The organism is Roseibaca calidilacus (genome assembly GCF_001517585.1).
Classification (GTDB): Bacteria; Pseudomonadota; Alphaproteobacteria; order Rhodobacterales; family Rhodobacteraceae; genus Roseinatronobacter; species Roseinatronobacter calidilacus.
On the sequence record NZ_FBYC01000004.1, the window covers coordinates 1,766,785 to 1,782,663 of the forward strand.

At 62.0% G+C, this 15,879-nt stretch carries 11 protein-coding genes; 4 read left to right on the forward strand and 7 right to left on the reverse strand.

Going from position 1 to position 15,879, the window contains the following annotated elements; all coding sequences use genetic code 11:
• Positions 1–125: 125 nt before the first annotated feature.
• Positions 126–839, forward strand: coding sequence for a hypothetical protein (locus tag AWT76_RS12205; protein WP_072246585.1), 714 nt, complete (start codon positions 126–128; stop codon positions 837–839).
• 54 nt (positions 840–893) lie between these two features.
• Here the strand turns inward: AWT76_RS12205 and AWT76_RS12210 are convergent, their stop codons facing one another.
• From AWT76_RS12210 to AWT76_RS12220, 4 genes are all read right to left on the reverse strand, one after another.
• Entirely contained in the window at positions 894–1,817 is a 924-nt protein-coding gene (locus AWT76_RS12210) for a hydroxyacid dehydrogenase (RefSeq protein ID WP_072246586.1), read from the reverse strand.
• 20 nt (positions 1,818–1,837) lie between these two features.
• Positions 1,838–2,290 carry a tripartite tricarboxylate transporter TctB family protein gene (locus AWT76_RS16510; RefSeq protein ID WP_082700192.1) on the reverse strand — a complete coding sequence of 151 codons (453 nt, stop codon included), beginning with the start codon at positions 2,288–2,290 and terminating at the stop codon, positions 1,838–1,840.
• A 6-nt stretch (positions 2,291–2,296) separates the two neighbouring features.
• On the reverse strand, positions 2,297–3,796 hold the full coding sequence (locus tag AWT76_RS12215; protein ID WP_082700193.1) for a tripartite tricarboxylate transporter permease: 1,500 nt from the start codon (positions 3,794–3,796) through the stop codon (positions 2,297–2,299).
• A gap of 67 nt (positions 3,797–3,863) precedes the next feature.
• A complete protein-coding gene (locus AWT76_RS12220; protein WP_072246587.1) occupies positions 3,864–4,814 on the reverse strand; it encodes a Bug family tripartite tricarboxylate transporter substrate binding protein in 951 nt (316 codons plus the stop codon).
• A 124-nt stretch (positions 4,815–4,938) separates the two neighbouring features.
• Here AWT76_RS12220 and AWT76_RS12225 point away from each other — a divergent pair, with 124 nt between their 5' ends.
• Positions 4,939–7,359 (forward strand): ligase-associated DNA damage response DEXH box helicase, encoded by a 2,421-nt coding sequence (locus AWT76_RS12225; RefSeq protein ID WP_072246588.1) that lies wholly within the window; start codon positions 4,939–4,941, stop codon positions 7,357–7,359.
• Entirely contained in the window at positions 7,356–8,042 is a 687-nt protein-coding gene (gene pdeM / locus AWT76_RS12230) for a ligase-associated DNA damage response endonuclease PdeM (protein ID WP_072246589.1), read from the forward strand. Before AWT76_RS12225 ends, pdeM begins: the two co-directional genes overlap by 4 nt.
• Before the next feature lie 39 nt (positions 8,043–8,081).
• Here pdeM and AWT76_RS12235 read toward each other — a convergent pair whose 3' ends face one another.
• The gene (locus AWT76_RS12235) at positions 8,082–9,644 is read right to left on the reverse strand and encodes a cisplatin damage response ATP-dependent DNA ligase (RefSeq protein ID WP_072247690.1); all 1,563 of its coding nucleotides are present in this window, start codon (positions 9,642–9,644) and stop codon (positions 8,082–8,084) included.
• Positions 9,644–10,651, reverse strand: a complete 1,008-nt coding sequence (locus tag AWT76_RS12240) for a ligase-associated DNA damage response exonuclease (RefSeq protein WP_072246590.1) — start codon at positions 10,649–10,651, stop codon at positions 9,644–9,646. The genes AWT76_RS12235 and AWT76_RS12240 overlap by 1 nt, the downstream gene beginning before the upstream one ends.
• 451 nt (positions 10,652–11,102) lie before the next feature.
• Here AWT76_RS12240 and AWT76_RS12245 point away from each other — a divergent pair, with 451 nt between their 5' ends.
• Positions 11,103–14,747, forward strand: a complete 3,645-nt coding sequence (locus tag AWT76_RS12245; protein ID WP_082700194.1) for a vitamin B12-dependent ribonucleotide reductase — start codon at positions 11,103–11,105, stop codon at positions 14,745–14,747.
• 663 nt (positions 14,748–15,410) lie between these two features.
• On the opposite strand, the gene AWT76_RS12255 is transcribed toward AWT76_RS12245, so the two are convergent.
• Positions 15,411–15,710, reverse strand: coding sequence for an usg protein (locus AWT76_RS12255; protein ID WP_072246592.1), 300 nt, complete (start codon positions 15,708–15,710; stop codon positions 15,411–15,413).
• Positions 15,711–15,879: the final 169 nt, after the last annotated feature.

Genomic DNA, 15,879 nt, shown 5'->3' on the forward strand with positions numbered 1-15,879 from the left:
CGCTCATCTTGTGAAAATTTTGTCTTTTTCTGTGGATGTTTTGCTTTTCGTGTCGGTCATCGGAATTCCAATTTTGATCCGGCGCAGAAACCAACGCCGGAAGCATAAAACCTGATGTGCCATTAATGACATTGCGCCGCCTGACTGCAGTTGTTTTCGTATTGCTCAGCATCGCGCTGGGATGGTTCCTGTATTCTGAACCGCATGTCAGGGCGTATCTGTGCCCGGCATGTTCCGGATTTCGAAAGGTTGCACCTCACATATATGTCGATCAACAGGCGACTGACGCACAAATCGATGCGGTATTGCAGGACCTTGCGGCTGCGGAAACGGTGGTTTTGGATTTCTATCCAGAGCTCAGATCAGATCCTGTCTGGCTGATGTGCCTGTCAGGTGAATGCGGAGTGCGCACCCCGCCTCTGCCGCTTGCAATGGCTTACATGAACCTGTTCGTATTCGTGTACCCTGATGGGGCAACCCGGACCATATTGGCGCATGAGCTTGCGCACGCGGAACTGCACCAGAGGGTCGGCAGCGGCCGGCGGTTCTTCTCGCAAGCTGTTCCTACATGGTTTGACGAGGGCCTCGCCGTCTATATTTCCCAAGATACCCGTTATCTGGACGTAGAAGATAGCGTGGTCACGGGCTGCAAAGACGGAAATTGGCCGCAACCGCCTTCCGATCAGCGAACATTCCGACGCCTAGGCGCTACCGAGGCAGAGGCGATTTATAGGGCTTCGGCCTGTCAGGTGATTGATTGGATTAACCACCACGGTGAGGCAAAAGCTGTTGTTTCGTTGCTGAGCGAAATTCGAGCAGGTGACACCTTTCGCGAATGACCGAAAGGTCCGCAAAACTGCCCCCCGCGCCGCACTTGAGTACCGAGTGCCGCGCTACACCGCCAGCGCCCCATCCACGTTGCGCGCGGTGATCCAGCTTATCCGCGTGTTCGATTCGACCGTGACACCGGCGATATGCGGCGTGGCGATCAGGTTGGGCGCACCTTCCAACGGGCTGCCTGCGCCAAGGGGTTCAGAGGCGAACACATCCATCGCTGCCCCCCGCAGATGACCGGAGTGCAGCGCATCGGCCAAAGCGGCTTCGTCCACGATATGCCCCCGCGCGGTGTTTATCAGAACCGCCCCCGGTTTCATCATGGCCAAGCGGTCGGCCCCGAACAGCCCGCGCGTGGTGTCAGTCAGCGGCACATGCAGGCTAAGCACATCGGCATGCGCCGTCAGTTCATCCAGATTGTCGAAATGTGCGACGCCTTCCCATGCGGGGTCGCTAGCGGCCAGAAAGGGGTCATAAGCGGCAATCGACATGCCAAGTGCACGCGCGCGCAGGGCGGTAGCTTGTGCAATGGCGCCAAAACCGACAAGGCCCAAGGTCGCGCCCTCCACCTCATGCCCCATCATGCGTTGGCGCGGCCATGCGCCCGACAGCACCTGTGCACTGCCCAGCCACGCGCCCCGGCGCAAGACCAGAAGCGCGGTGATGACATATTCCGCAACCGAGGTAACATTGCCGCCCGTTGCCGGAAAGACCGCAACGCCGCGCGCTGTCGCGCCCTTGGTGTCAATATTGTCCAGCCCCACGCCCAAGCGGCCAATCGCGCGCAGGGCGGGGGCTGCGTCCATCAGCGCGGCATCCACCTGCGTGCGGTTGCGCACGATCAAGGCATCTGCATCCGCGCATGCCGCGCGCAGACGCGACGGGTCATCTACCAACGAGGGGTCGTAGGTCACGTCATGGCGCGCGCGCAGCCAGTCGATTGCAGGTTCATCCATGAATTCGGAAATGACGACGCGGGGCATTCGGGGTCCTTTGGTTTCGGTTATAGCAGCGGTGCGCGGAACGGGCGAATGCCCAAAACGTCCGAAAACACCCAGAAAAAGCCACCAACGACAACAAGCGCCACGGCCAGAGCGATCAGGTAGTCGCGCGGCGCAAGCGGTCCGGCGCGCCGTTTCATCACCAACGCCAGCGCGGCGAAAAGCGGCACGGATGTCGTGACGAAGCCGACATGCTTGATGCCAAGCCACCACGCCGCCATCACACCAACCCCGATCAGCACAGAGCCGGCACCGTCGAATGACAGCGTGGTTGGTTCCGCGGCAAAAAAACCGCGCACCAGCAGAACAGCCGAAATTGCCCCGACAAGGACGAGAACCGTGTTCGGGAACACGGAACTTAGGAAGCCGACATCGCCACGATTGAAGAAAAACAAGGCGGTAAGCGCAAGGCCGAACAGCCCGCTGAGCAACTCTGTGTTCAGACGCAGATGCATGATAGCTTACTCCTGTTTCCGTATGCGTTTGGGCCAAGCCGTCCAGCCAATGACCGCCACTGTCAGCACAATCAGGATCTGGCTCAGCGTGTTTTCGAGCAGGCGCAGTTGCGGGACATCCATGGCCATGCCGCCCAAAATGGTTTGGACATAGCCCTGTTCGGCAATCGTGCCCAAGATCAGCCCCAGCACGATGGGTGCTGCATCTAGCCCCAGCCCACGGATCAAGAAACCGACAACACCCAGCCCCAACATCAGCGCCACATCGACCACGTTGTTGCGCAGCGCGTAGGTGCCCAGAATGGTGATGACCAGAATGGACGGCACAAGGAAGTAATGCGGCGTGCGCCGGATGACCTGATAGATCAGCCGCCCGCCCAGCAAGCCAACCGGGATCAGCAAAAGCGCGGCCAGACCCATAGAGATGATGAAGCCATTGGCCAGAACGCCGGTTTCGGAAAACAGCTCCAACCCCGGGCGCAACCCGTGCAGCAGCATCACGCCCAGAATGACCGCATCGGGTGGCGCGCCGGGAATGCCCAGCGTCAGCAGCGGCACCATGGACCCGGCGACCATCACGTTATTGCTGGATTCGGACGCGACCAAGCCTTCGGGGTTGCCCTTGCCAAAGCTGTCGGGGTCGTCCGATGCGCGCTTGGCCTCGTTATAGGCCACAAGCGAGGTGATGGACCCGCCCGCGCCCGGAATGATGGCAATGATCTGCCCGATCAGGCAAGACCGGATCAGGTTCATGGGCTTGCTGAACACCGTGCGCATGGCGCGCCCAAAGCGAAATCCACCATCGCCAAGCCCTGCGTTACTGTCCAACGACGCACGGCCTGCACGCATCATGTTCAACAATTCCGGGATCACGAACAGTCCGATCAGGGCCACGATCAGCGAAATCCCCCCCTGAAGCGGCGGCCACCCGAAGGTGAAACGTGATTCGCCGCCAATGGGCGAAATGCCGATGGTCCCGATCAGCAGGCCCAAGGCACCGCCCAGCAGCCCTTTCAGCACCGACCCCGTCGACAGCGTGCCGATCAGCGTCAGCCCCAGAATGGCGACCCAGAACATTTCGGAGGGGCCGAATTTTAGCGCCAGTTGCGCCAAGGGTGGCGCGGCCAGCAACAAGAATATCACGCCCACCAGACCGCCCACGACAGAGGCAATGGTGGCAAGGCTGATCGCTTCCAATGCGCGGCCCTGCTTGGCCATAGGGTGCCCATCAAACGTGGTGGCAATGGATGACGGCGTGCCGGGCGTGTTGATCAGGATCGCGGTGAATGCCCCGCCGTAGATCGTGCCCATATAGACCGCGCCAAGGGCCACCAGCCCTTCCAGCGCGTCCATGGCGAAGGTAAAGGGCAGCATAAGGGCCAGCGCCATGGTGGCGGTCAAACCCGGCAGCGCGCCGACAAACAAGCCCGCCGTCACGCCCAGCAGAACGATCAGCAGCATATGCGGTTGCAAGACGGACAAGGCCGCCGCGATCAGGACATCCATGATCGGTCCTCACGAATTGAAGGGTTTGGGATGCCCCGGCAAGCATCGCCCGCCGGGGCAAAACCGATTATTGCGTCAGGAAATCGCCATACTGGTCACGCAGGCGCGCCAGCAGATCGACCGCCGCCTGACCGCGAATATCGGTCATCTGGAAGCCCATCGGCACTTGGCGTTCGGCCATGGTCTCGTTCATCTCTGTGAACAGGTCGGCCAGCATCTCGATGCGCTCTGCCGGGGTGCCTTTGGGGGCTGCCACACCGCGATAGGTGCCGCCGACAATGTCGTAACCCAATTCGCGGAAGGTGGGCGTGTCGGGCAGCACGTCCAGCCGCTCCTCAGAGGCCACGGCCAAAACGCGCACATCATCGCCCATCTGCACGCCAAGGGTAGAGTTCGAGATCACGGCACCCACATGCCCCCCCAAGATGGCCGCGGGCAATGGCCCTGTGCCGGTAAAGGGAATATAGGTCACATCCGCTTCAGTCAGTTGCTCCATCCGCAGCGTTTCCAGATGGTTGCCAGAGAAGGTGCCCGATCCGCCCACGGTCAGCGATTGCGGGTTTTCCTTGGCAAATGTCACAAGGTCTTCCAGCGTCTGGAACGGGCTGTCGGCGCGGACCACCAGCACATGGGGCGTGAAGTGGAACCATGTGATGATGTCAAAACCTTCGGTTTCATACCCGGCATTGTCGCGCTGGATCGGCTGGCCCACGATATGCGGCAGGTTGATGCCGATAATCTCATGCCCATCCGGTTCGGCATTGCCTTGGAATTCGGCCCAAGCCACGGCACCGCCGCCGCCCGGCTGATGGCGCACGTTCACCGAAACGCCCAGCGCCTCTTCCATCATCGGTTCCTGCATCCGCGCGGTAATGTCGGATTCGCCGCCCGGATTGAACGGAATGATATATTCGATGGCCCGTTCGGGGAAATCCTGCGCAAAGGCTGGCGCAGCAAGGGCCAGCCCGGCAACTGCGCCAAGCAAAGCGGAAAAACCGGTGTTCTTGATCGTTGTCATAATCCATCCTCCCTAGTGATGTGGGCAAAGCCTAGCAGGGCAAATTACACATGTATACTATAAAGTTTATATGTAATTCAGACACCTTCCCCTGCCCGGCCCGCGCCCTAGCTTGCGGTGCGACATGACACAGACAGTTCCCCCCCGATTGGCCGGCTGGTTCACCGCGCAAGGCTGGCAACCCCACCGGCACCAGTTAGAGATGCTGCACGCACCCGGCCATGCGCTGCTGATCGCCCCCACCGGCGGCGGCAAGACGCTGGCAGGGTTTCTGCCCACGCTGGCCGATGCCTGCACGGGCGCGATGGAGCCGGGAATGCACACGCTCTATGTCTCTCCCCTCAAGGCGCTGACGCATGATATCGCGCGCAACCTGTCGCGGCCCGTGGCCGATATGGGGCTGGACATGCGGATAGAGGACCGCACCGGCGACACCGCCGCCGCCCGCCGCGCCCGCCAAAGGGTCGACCCGCCCCATGTGCTGCTGACCACGCCCGAAAGCTTGGCGCTGATGCTGTCCTACCCCGAAGCCCCACGCATCTTTGCAGGGCTGAAGCGGGTGGTCATCGACGAAATCCATGCGCTCGCAGACAGCAAACGCGGCGACCAGCTGGCGCTTGGGCTGGCGCGGCTGATGACCCTTGCACCGGGGCTGCGCATGGCGGGGTTGTCGGCCACGGTCGAAAACCCCGCAGCCTTGGCGCAGTTTATGGGCGGCGCGGATGTGGTGCTGGCCGATCCCGGCCCACCCCCCGATATTGCCATGCTGCCCACCAAGGCGATACCGCCATGGTCGGGCGCAGGCGGGGCCTATGCCGCGCGCGATGTGCTGGAAGCCATCCGCGATGCCCGGTTAACGCTTGTGTTCATCAACACCCGCGCGCAAGCCGAACTGTTCTTCCAAGCCCTCTGGGCCGTGAATGACGACAACCTGCCCATTGGCCTGCACCATGGCAGCCTGTCACGCGACGCGCGCCACAAGGTTGAAAGCGCGATGGCGCAAGGTGCGTTGCGCGCCGTGGTGGCGACCGGATCGCTCGACCTTGGGCTGGATTGGGGCAATGTCGATCTGGTCATCCAGATCGGCGCGCCCAAGAACATCAAACGGCTGGTGCAGCGCATTGGCCGGGCCAATCACCGGTTCGACACGCCATCCCGCGCCCGCATCGTGCCCGCCAACCGGTTCGAGGTGCTGGAATGCGAGGCCGCGCTGCAAGCCGTGCAAGCGGGCGAGTTGGACGGCGACGGTTTGCCGCCCGTCGGTGGCCTAGACGTGCTGTGCCAGCACATCCTGACGCTTGCCTGCGCCGGGCCGTTCGACGCGGACGACCTTTTCCACGAAATCCGCCGCGCCGGCCCCTATGCGGGCCTGACCCGTGCACAATTCGACGATTGTCTGGATTTCACTGCAACCGGCGGCTACGCGCTGCGCGCCTATGACCGCTGGCAACGGCTGATGCAGCGTAACGAGCTGTGGCACTTGCGCGACCCTCGCGCCGCGCGCGACATCCGCATGAATATCGGCACCATCGTGGCACCCGAACTGCTATCCGTGCGGCGCGGCCCCCGCGGCGGTGCGCCCTTGGGAGAGATCGAGGAGAGCTTTGCCGCAAGCCTCTCGCCCGGCGACACCTTCCTGATCGGCGGGCAGACCGTGCGCTATGACCGGCTGCGCGACATGGTGATCGAGGTCACACCCCAGCCGACCCGCGACCCCAAGATCGCCGTGTTCAACGGGCTGAAAATGGCCACCTCGACCGAGTTGTCGGCCCGCGTGCTGGATCTGATCGGCGACCGGGCTGCATGGGCCGCCCTGCCGGAGCACACTGCCGAATGGCTGGCCCTTCAGGCAGAGGTGGCGACCCTGCCCACCCCCGGCACCATGACCTGCGAGTCGTTCTTGCGCGGCGGGCGGTGGTATTTCGCGCTTTATTCCTTTGCCGGGCGCAACGCCAACCAGACCCTTGGGCTGCTGCTGACGCACCGCATGGAACAGGCCAAGCTCGCGCCCTTGGGCTTTGTCGCCACAGATTACGCGCTGCTGATCTGGTCGCTGGACCCGGTGCGCGATCCTGACCCCCTTCTGGACCCCGAGGGCCTGCGCGACGGGATGGAAACATGGCTTGCGGAAAACGCCGTGATGAAGCGCACCTTCCGCGCGGTCGCCACCGTTTCGGGGCTGTTGCAGCGCAACCTGCCGGGGCAGCGCAAATCCGGCAAGCAGGCGACATTTTCCAGCGACATCTTGTATGACACGCTGCGCAAATTCGACCCCGATCACCTGCTGTTACGCATCACCAAGCAAGAATCGCTGCGCGGTTTGGCAGATTTCGGGCGGATAGAGGAAATGCTGCGCGCGCGCCCGCATATCGTGCATTCCCTGCCCCCGCATGTCACGCCTTTCGCGGCCCCCCTTATGCTGGAAGCCGGCCGCATCCCCATTCGTGGCGCGGGCACAGAGCGCCTGCTGGATGAGGAAGCCGCCCGCATGATGGCCGAAGCAGGCTTGCAGATGGATGAGCACCACGCCAAAACCAACGCATGACAAGCTTCACCTTTCACAGCCAGACCTTCACCGCGCTGCCCACGGGCGCGCTGCACTGGCCCACGCAAAATGCGCTACTGGTCGCCGACCTGCATCTGGGCAAGTCCGAGCGCATGGCCCGGCGCGGCGGTGCGCTTCTGCCCCCCTACGAATCGCAGGCCACGCTGGCGCGCCTTGCCCAAGACCTTCACGCCACCGCCGCCACGCAGCTGATAGCCCTTGGCGACACGTTTGACGATGACGCCGCGCAAACCGCGCTCGACCCTATGGCGCGCACAGCACTTGACCAAATCACCACGCGCCACGAATGCCATTGGGTGACCGGAAACCATGATCCAAATGCACCGGGCCAAGCCAGTCTGACCATCGGCGGCCTAACCCTGCGCCATATCGCAGGCAACGGCCCCGACATCTCGGGCCATTACCACCCCAAGATAACGCTGGCCGGTCGCCGCCTGCCCGCCTTTCTGCTTGGGACAGACCACCTGATTCTGCCTGCCTACGGCGCTTATACCGGGGGGCTCGATGCCGATCATCCCGCGCTGGCAACCCTCATCCCCGACGGCTGCGCTATCACCACCGGCAAACGCACACGCATGGTGCCACTGTCGCGGGGTTCATCCTTGCACAAATATCCTGGGGGGAGAGCGCGCCAGCGCTCGGGGGGCAAAGCCCCCCAATAACAAATTATCCTGTGCGCGCGGAACGCGCGCTCCGCTGGATCACTTGGACAAAAACGCGCGCAAACTCTCAAGCGTATCCGCCTCTTGCGCAGGCTTGTCCGCCCGTATGCGCGCGATACGCGGGAACCGCATGGCCACGCCAGATTTATGGCGCGGCGACAGATTCAACCCCTCAAACGCCACTTCCACCACCATCTTGGGCGCGACTGCGCGCACCGGCCCAAAACGGTCTACCGTGTTATTGCGCACGAAGCGGTCCAGCTCTTTCAGCTCTGCATCGGTAAAGCCGAAATAGGCTTTGCCCACCGGCACCAGCGCGCCCGCATCCCATACCCCAAAGGTGAAATCGGAATAATAGCCCGACCGTTTGCCATGGCCGCGCTGCGCGTAAAGCAGAACGGCATCCACCCGCATCGGGTCGCGTTTCCACTTGAACCAATGGCCCTTGATCCGCCCGCCCAGATAGGGGCTAGCGCGGTGTTTTATCATCACCCCTTCGATGACCGAATCCGGCGGGTCGGAGCGCAGCTTGGCCACGTCATCCCATGTGTCGAATGCCAACAGGCCTGACAGGTCCACGCGCGCGGGGTCAAGCCCATCGACTGCGCGCTCCAGTGCCGCGCGGCGGGTGTTAAAGCATTCGCCGCGCAAATCGCGCCCCTCCCACAGCAGCAGGTCATAGGCGCGCAAGGCCGCCGGGTGGCTGGCTTGCAGCTTGGCGCTGGGAGCTTTGCGGCCAAGGCGGGTTTGCAACTCGTTGAAGGGCGCGACCGCCGCTCCCCGTCGCACCAGCAACTCCCCGTCGATCACGCCATCGAAATCGAGCGCCGCCAAAAGATCGGGAAAAGCCTGCGAAATATCATCGCCCGTGCGCGAATAAAGTCGGCGCGTGCCCGCATCCGACACGGCCTGCACGCGTATGCCGTCCCATTTCCATTCGGCGGCGTATTGCGCGGGGTCCAGATCGGCCAGCGCCTCGGCATCGGTGGGGGTGGACAGCATCACCGGGCGGAACGGCGCGCGCGCGGCGGAAACGGGTTTCGCGCCTCCTTCGGCCCATGCGAATAGCGCCGTATAGGGCGGGGTCAGCCCGTGCCAGAGTTCTTCCACCTTTGCCAGGTCCAGCCCGCCATAATCCGCCACCGCCTGCCGCGCCAAACGGGCCGAAACACCCACCCGCAAGCCGCCCGTGGCCAGCTTCAGATAGGCATAGCGCGACGAAGGGTTAAGCGCGTCCAAGCGTGCGGCAATCACCTGTGGCAGGCGGGCCTTGGGCGTATCGCGCAGCTCTGTCACAAGGTCCGACAAGGCCAGACCCGGCCCCGGTGCGGCATCGGGCCATGCCAAAGCGATGGTTTCGGCCAGATCGCCCACGAAATCGTAGCTGATGGCGAACAGATCAGGGTCCAGCCGGTCGCTGGCCAGCCCGCGCAGCAAGGATGGCGTGACCGCGCGCAAGCCCAGATCACCGGTCAGCGCCGCCAGCGCCAACCCGCGGTCCGGGTCGGGCTGGCTGGCGAAATAGCGCTTCAGATGGTCCAGCTTGCGCAAGCGTTGCGGGGTGAAGGCCAGCCGCTCCAACAGGTCTGCGAAAGCGCCGATCATTCGGGTTCATCCTCGTAGCCAACCAGCCGCAAGGGCCGTGCCGCACGCCCTTGCAGCGCGCACCAACGCAAGATCGCGTCCTCGCGGCCATGCGTGACCCAAGTTTCGGACGGGTTCAGTTCGGTGATGGTGGCGGTCAGTTCCGGCCAGTCCACATGGTCCGAAATGACAAGCGGCAATTCCACGCCGCGTTGTCGCGCCCGCGCGCGCACCATCATCCAGCCGCTGGCGAAACAGATGACAGGGTCGGGGAATCGCTGCGCCCATGTCGCGGCAAAGGCCGAAGGTGGGGCGATGATGATCGCGCCCGCGAAATCGCCCTTCTTGCCGCGCGCGACCGTGGCGGGGCGCAAGTCGCCCAAGGGCACGCCTTGGGACAGGTGGTAGTCGCACAGCTTTTGCAGCGCACCATGAATATAAATCGGTGCGTCATAACCCGCTTGTCGCAGCAGCATGATGACGCGTTGCGCCTTGCCCAGCGCATAGGCCCCGACCAGATGCGCGCGGTCAGGGAAGGCCGCGACAGAGGCCAAGAGCTTGCCGATCTCCTGCGCCGGGTCGGGATGGCGGAAGACCGGCAGCGCAAAGGTCGCTTCGGTCACGAAAATATCGCAAGGCACGGGTTCCCATGCGGCGCAGGCCGGATTCGCGGTGCGGGCGTAATCGCCCGTCACAACCACGCTTGGCCCCGCGCCCGTAACCTGTATCTGCGCGGACCCCAACACATGCCCCGCCGGGTGAAACCTGACCGTCACATCACCGATTCGGACCGGCCCTTCGGCCACCTGCTGCGCTTGCGTGAACCCCGCGCCATAGCGCAGCGCCATGATGTCGAGCGTTTGCGCCGTGGCCAGCACCGCGCCATGGCCAGCGCGGGCGTGGTCGGCGTGACCATGGGTAATCAGCGCGCGCGCCACCGGGCGCAGCGGGTCGATGTAGAAATCGCCAGCGGGGCAATACAGCCCCTCCGGGCGGGTGATAAGGGGCAGTGGCCTGTCAGTCATCGCAGGGAATGTGCCTTTGGATTTCCGCGCATCACATCCATCTAGGCTTTGCCAGCTTGCTGCCCAGTTTCAAGGCGACCATGTCCCCGACATGCACCGCGCCGCCCATTGGTGCGCCCCCGAAAGCAAACCGTTAATGAAGATCTGAGACTTTTCAACGCATCCTCAACGCTTTGCGCAGGTCAAGTCAATTTACCCACAATAATTCACATTTTTGTCGTTGACGGCAGCCCCCAATATACGTCAGTTTGTGGCAGTCAGCATTTGGCCCACAACATGTAGTAAGCGCCAGTAAGCGCGCGCGGGCTGAGGGACAGGGGTTCGTAAAACACGCAATGGCTTGCTTTTGGGCAATGTCAGGCAGCGTTCGTTTTGCATTTCACCCTGGTCCAGCGGGCATTTTAGCAGGCGCTTCGCGGCGCGGTCACGGCAAATAGAGGGTCACAGGCAGATGAAAATCGAGCGGCATTTCACGACGGCAACACAAGACGCCTACGCGGCGCTGGAATTCACCACCACGGTTTCCGAAATCCGCAACCCGGACGGGACAGTCGTGTTCCGCAACGACGCGGTCGAGGTGCCAAAAAGCTGGAGTCAGGTGGCCAGCGACGTCATCGCGCAGAAATACTTTCGCAAGGCCGGTGTGCCTGCCCGCCTGAAGCGCGTGGCCGAAGAAGGCGTTCCGGAATTCCTGTGGCGCTCGACCGCCGATCTGGACGCCTTGGCAGAGCTGCCCGAAGACGACCGCTACATCGGCGAATCGAGCGCGAAGCAAGTGTTTGACCGCTTGGCCGGTGCATGGTGCTACTGGGGCTGGAAAGGCGGCTATTTCGCCACCGAGGAAGACGCCCGCGCCTATTTCGACGAGATGCGCTTCATGCTGGCCGCGCAGATGGCGGCACCGAACAGCCCGCAGTGGTTCAACACCGGGCTGCACTGGGCTTACGGCATTGACGGCCCAAGCCAAGGCCACTTCTATGTGGACCCGTTCACCCACAAGCTGGTGAAATCGAAATCCAGCTACGAACACCCGCAGCCGCATGCCTGCTTCATCCAGTCGGTGTCGGATGATCTGGTCAATGACGGCGGCATCATGGATCTTTGGGTGCGCGAAGCGCGCCTGTTCAAATATGGTTCCGGCACCGGGACCAATTTCAGCTCGCTGCGTGGTGAAGGCGAGAAACTGTCGGGCGGCGGTAAATCCTCCGGGTTGATGGGTTTCCTGAAAATCGGGGATCGTGCCGCTGGCGCGATCAAGTCGGGCGGGACCACGCGCCGCGCGGCCAAGATGGTCATCTGCGACATGGACCATCCCGATATCGAGGAATTCATCAACTGGAAGGTGATCGAAGAACAAAAGGTCGCCTCGCTTGTTGCCGGCTCCAAATTGCACGAAGCGCGCTTGAACGATATTTTCGGCGCGATCCGGGCATGGGATGGCAGCACGGAGGATGCCGTTGACCCGGCAAAGAACCCCAGCCTGAAAGCCGCGATCAAGGCCGCGAAGAAAGCCATGATCCCGGAAACCTACACCGCGCGCGTGCTGCAATATGCCCGCCAAGGCTATGACAGCATCGAATTCCCGACCTATGATACGGATTGGGATTCGGAAGCCTATGTCACCGTGTCGGGCCAGAACTCGAACAACTCGGTGCGCGTGACCGATGCGTTCTTGCAGGCCGTCAAGGAAGATGCCGATTGGGAATTGCTGCGCCGCACAGATGGCAAGGTCGCCAAGACCGTCAAGGCGCGCGAATTGTGGGACCAGGTCGGCCACGCCGCTTGGGCTTGCGCTGATCCGGGCATCCAGTTCCATGACACCGTGAATGCGTGGCACACCTGCCCCGCCGATGGCGCGATCCGCGGGTCGAACCCGTGTTCGGAATACATGTTCCTGGATGACACGGCCTGCAACCTTGCGTCCATGAACCTGCTGAAGTTTTACGACGGCACCCGGTTCGATGCCGAAGCCTATATGCACGCATCGCGCTTGTGGACGATCACGCTGGAAATCAGCGTCATGATGGCGCAATTCCCGTCGAAGGAAATTGCGCAGCGGTCGTACGAATTCCGCACGCTAGGTCTGGGCTATGCCAATATCGGCGGGCTGCTGATGAATATGGGCTATGGCTATGACAGCCGTGAAGGCCGCGCGCTGGCCGGTGCCCTGACCGCGATCATGACGGGTGTCAGCTACGCCACAAGCGCCGAGATGGCGGCAGAGCTTGGCGCCTTCCCCGGCTACAAGAAAAACGCCGATCACATGCTGCGCGTGATCCGCAACCATCGCCGGGCCGCTTTTGGCGCAACCGACTACGAGGGCGTGAATGTGGCCCCCGTGGCGCTGGATGCCGCCGGGTGCCCCGACAGCCGCTTAGTAGATCTGGCCCGCGCGGCTTGGGACGAAGCGCTGTCCTTGGGCGAAGCCCATGGCTACCGCAACGCGCAAGCCACCGTCATCGCCCCCACCGGCACAATCGGTCTGGTCATGGATTGCGACACGACCGGCATTGAACCCGATTTCGCGCTGGTGAAGTTCAAGAAACTGGCCGGGGGTGGTTACTTCAAGATCATCAACCAGTCGGTGCCGGCCGCTTTGCGCAAGCTGGGCTACAAGGAAGCACAGATTGCCGAGATCATCGCCCATGCGGTTGGTCACGGGTCACTGGGTCAGGCGCCCGGCATCAACCATACCAGCCTGATCGGCCACGGCTTTGGCGAGGCCGAGATCAAGAAAATCGAAGCGGCCCTGCCTTCGGCGTTCGATATCCGGTTCGTGTTCAACCAGTGGACGCTGGGCGAAGAATTCTGCCGCGAAACCCTTGGTATTCCGGTGGCAGAGCTGAACAATCCCAGCTTCGACCTGCTGCGCCATCTGGGCTTTACCAAGGCACAGATTGACGCTGCCAATGACCATGTTTGCGGCACGATGACACTGGAAGGCGCGCCGCATCTGAAACCAGAGCATTACGGCGTGTTCGATTGCGCCAATCCCTGCGGCAAGACCGGCAAGCGCTTCCTGTCGGTGGACAGCCACATCCACATGATGGCGGCGGCACAAAGCTTCATCTCTGGCGCAATTTCCAAGACGATCAACATGCCGAATTCGGCCACGATCGAGGAAACGCTAGCGGCCTATGAATTGTCTTGGTCGCTGGGGATCAAGGCCAATGCGCTGTATCGGGATGGGTCGAAGCTGTCGCAGCCCTTGGCCGCCGCGCTGATCGAAGATGACGAGGAAGCCGAGGAAATCCTCGAATCCGGCTCGACACAGGAAAAGGCCAAGGTTCTGGCCGAAAAGATCGTCGAGAAGGTTATCGTCAAGCAGATCGTGCGCTCGAACCGCGAAAAACTGCCAGAGCGCCGCAAGGGTTACACCCAGAAAGCGGTTGTCGGCGGTCACAAGGTCTACCTGCGCACCGGCGAATATGCCGATGGCAAGCTGGGCGAGATCTTCATCGACATGCACAAGGAAGGCGCTGGCTTCCGCGCGATGATGAACAATTTCGCCATCGCCGTGTCGGTCGGGCTGCAATACGGTGTGCCGCTGGAAGAGTTCGTCGATGCCTTCACCTTCACCCGCTTTGAACCGGCGGGCATGGTGCAGGGCAATGACAGCATCAAGAACGCGACATCCATTCTGGACTACATATTCCGCGAATTGGCGGTCAGCTATCTGGACCGGACCGATCTGGCGCATGTGAAGCCCGCGGGCACCGCATTTGACGATCTGGGCGCGGGCGAAACCGAAGGCCAGCGCAATGTTGCTGAACCGTCGGACGATGCGGCGTCGCGGTCGTTGGAAGTGCTGCGGCAGATTTCCTCGACCGGGTATCTGCGCAAGCGCCTGCCGCAGGAACTGACGGTGCTGCAAGGCGGTCAGGCGACTGGGTTTGCCACCGATGGCTCCGCCGCCGTGGCTTACCAGACCCGCGACGTGGAAAGCGTGACTGTCGCCACGATGGACGCGCGCACCAAGGCCAAGATGCAAGGCTACGAGGGCGACCCCTGCGGCGAATGCGGCAACTACACGCTGGTGCGGAATGGCACCTGCATGAAGTGCAACACTTGCGGCGGGACGAGCGGGTGTAGCTGAGGAGATTAGGTTGGGGCGCAGAAGTGCGAGTTCTGCGCCCCGGCTTTCCGGTGGGCTATTTGGCACACCACCGGAGCACCTAGTCCACCCCTCTCGGAGCGATGCTTTCGGGAAAACAGGGAAAAGGCGCTGGTGCAATAGCCTGCCAAGTAACTCACAGACTTCCTAACGGAAAACTTGGAATGTCTGTGGATAACTTTGAAAGGTCTAGTAGCATGGCTCTAGAATTCACTGGCGAACTTAGTAAGCAAGGCACGGCCTTGGGTAGATATAAGATCGAGGTAAGGGTGCTGGGAGACCACCGTAAAAGATACGGCGTGACGTCGGTCCCAATGTCACCAAAAATACGGACCGCGCTCTTTGACGCAGACTCTATTGCGTTCAGCTTCAAGACCGACGACGGACAAGAGCTTAATCTGCGACCTGCGAGGCACATCAATATCGGTGGCGACAGGGTCGTCCTTGAAACCTCCGGACGAATTCCCGGAATGTAATTTGTGTCGCAAGAATACGACTAAGCCCGGCCATCTTGGCCGGGTTTTTGTTTGCTTACGGCATCGGGAAAGCGACAACCCGCGACCGCCCGAGGGGGGTGCGGGGAACCCGCGCCCGCCTGGGGGGCGGGCGGTCGCGGGTTGTCGCGCTTGCGCGCGACTCTGCTTCCTACTGCAACCGCATATCCCGCGCGCGGCGGCCGCCGATTTCGAACTCTCCCACCACGTGCCGCCAGTCGCCCGCCGACATCCGCTTGCGGTGCGAAAACCGCACCGAATGCAGCGGCCCGTCGATCTTCTCGTGCCAGAATTCGATAAACTCGAACAAGTGCGGATAGTCCGGGGCCAGATCATACTCTTGCCACAGGAAGGTGTTCAGAACATGCGTGTGGTCGGGCATCCGGTAGATCATTTCCGCCGTGGTCAGCCCGTAGCCTTTCAGCATCAATTCGGTGGGGGATGCGGTCATGTTTCGCCTCTTTCAAACCATGATCTGAAAATCATGCCGCAAGAAATATAATTTTCAATGAAAACATATTGTTAGCCACCACGACCCCCGGCTGCCAAAATGCCGGGGCGCTGGCCATTGCACCCCATATCGTGCATCTGATACTGTGCCCCCAACCAAATATAGACAG

Coding starts and splice junctions, on each gene's coding strand:
- AWT76_RS12205 (WP_072246585.1), top strand. CDS start 126: ATGACATTGCGCCGCCTGACTGCAGTTGTTTTCGTATTGCTCAGCATC.
- AWT76_RS12210 (WP_072246586.1), bottom strand. CDS start 1,817: ATGCCCCGCGTCGTCATTTCCGAATTCATGGATGAACCTGCAATCGAC.
- AWT76_RS16510 (WP_082700192.1), bottom strand. CDS start 2,290: ATGCATCTGCGTCTGAACACAGAGTTGCTCAGCGGGCTGTTCGGCCTT.
- AWT76_RS12215 (WP_082700193.1), bottom strand. CDS start 3,796: ATGGATGTCCTGATCGCGGCGGCCTTGTCCGTCTTGCAACCGCATATG.
- AWT76_RS12220 (WP_072246587.1), bottom strand. CDS start 4,814: ATGACAACGATCAAGAACACCGGTTTTTCCGCTTTGCTTGGCGCAGTT.
- AWT76_RS12225 (WP_072246588.1), top strand. CDS start 4,939: ATGACACAGACAGTTCCCCCCCGATTGGCCGGCTGGTTCACCGCGCAA.
- pdeM (WP_072246589.1), top strand. CDS start 7,356: ATGACAAGCTTCACCTTTCACAGCCAGACCTTCACCGCGCTGCCCACG.
- AWT76_RS12240 (WP_072246590.1), bottom strand. CDS start 10,651: ATGACTGACAGGCCACTGCCCCTTATCACCCGCCCGGAGGGGCTGTAT.
- AWT76_RS12245 (WP_082700194.1), top strand. CDS start 11,103: ATGAAAATCGAGCGGCATTTCACGACGGCAACACAAGACGCCTACGCG.
- AWT76_RS12255 (WP_072246592.1), bottom strand. CDS start 15,710: ATGACCGCATCCCCCACCGAATTGATGCTGAAAGGCTACGGGCTGACC.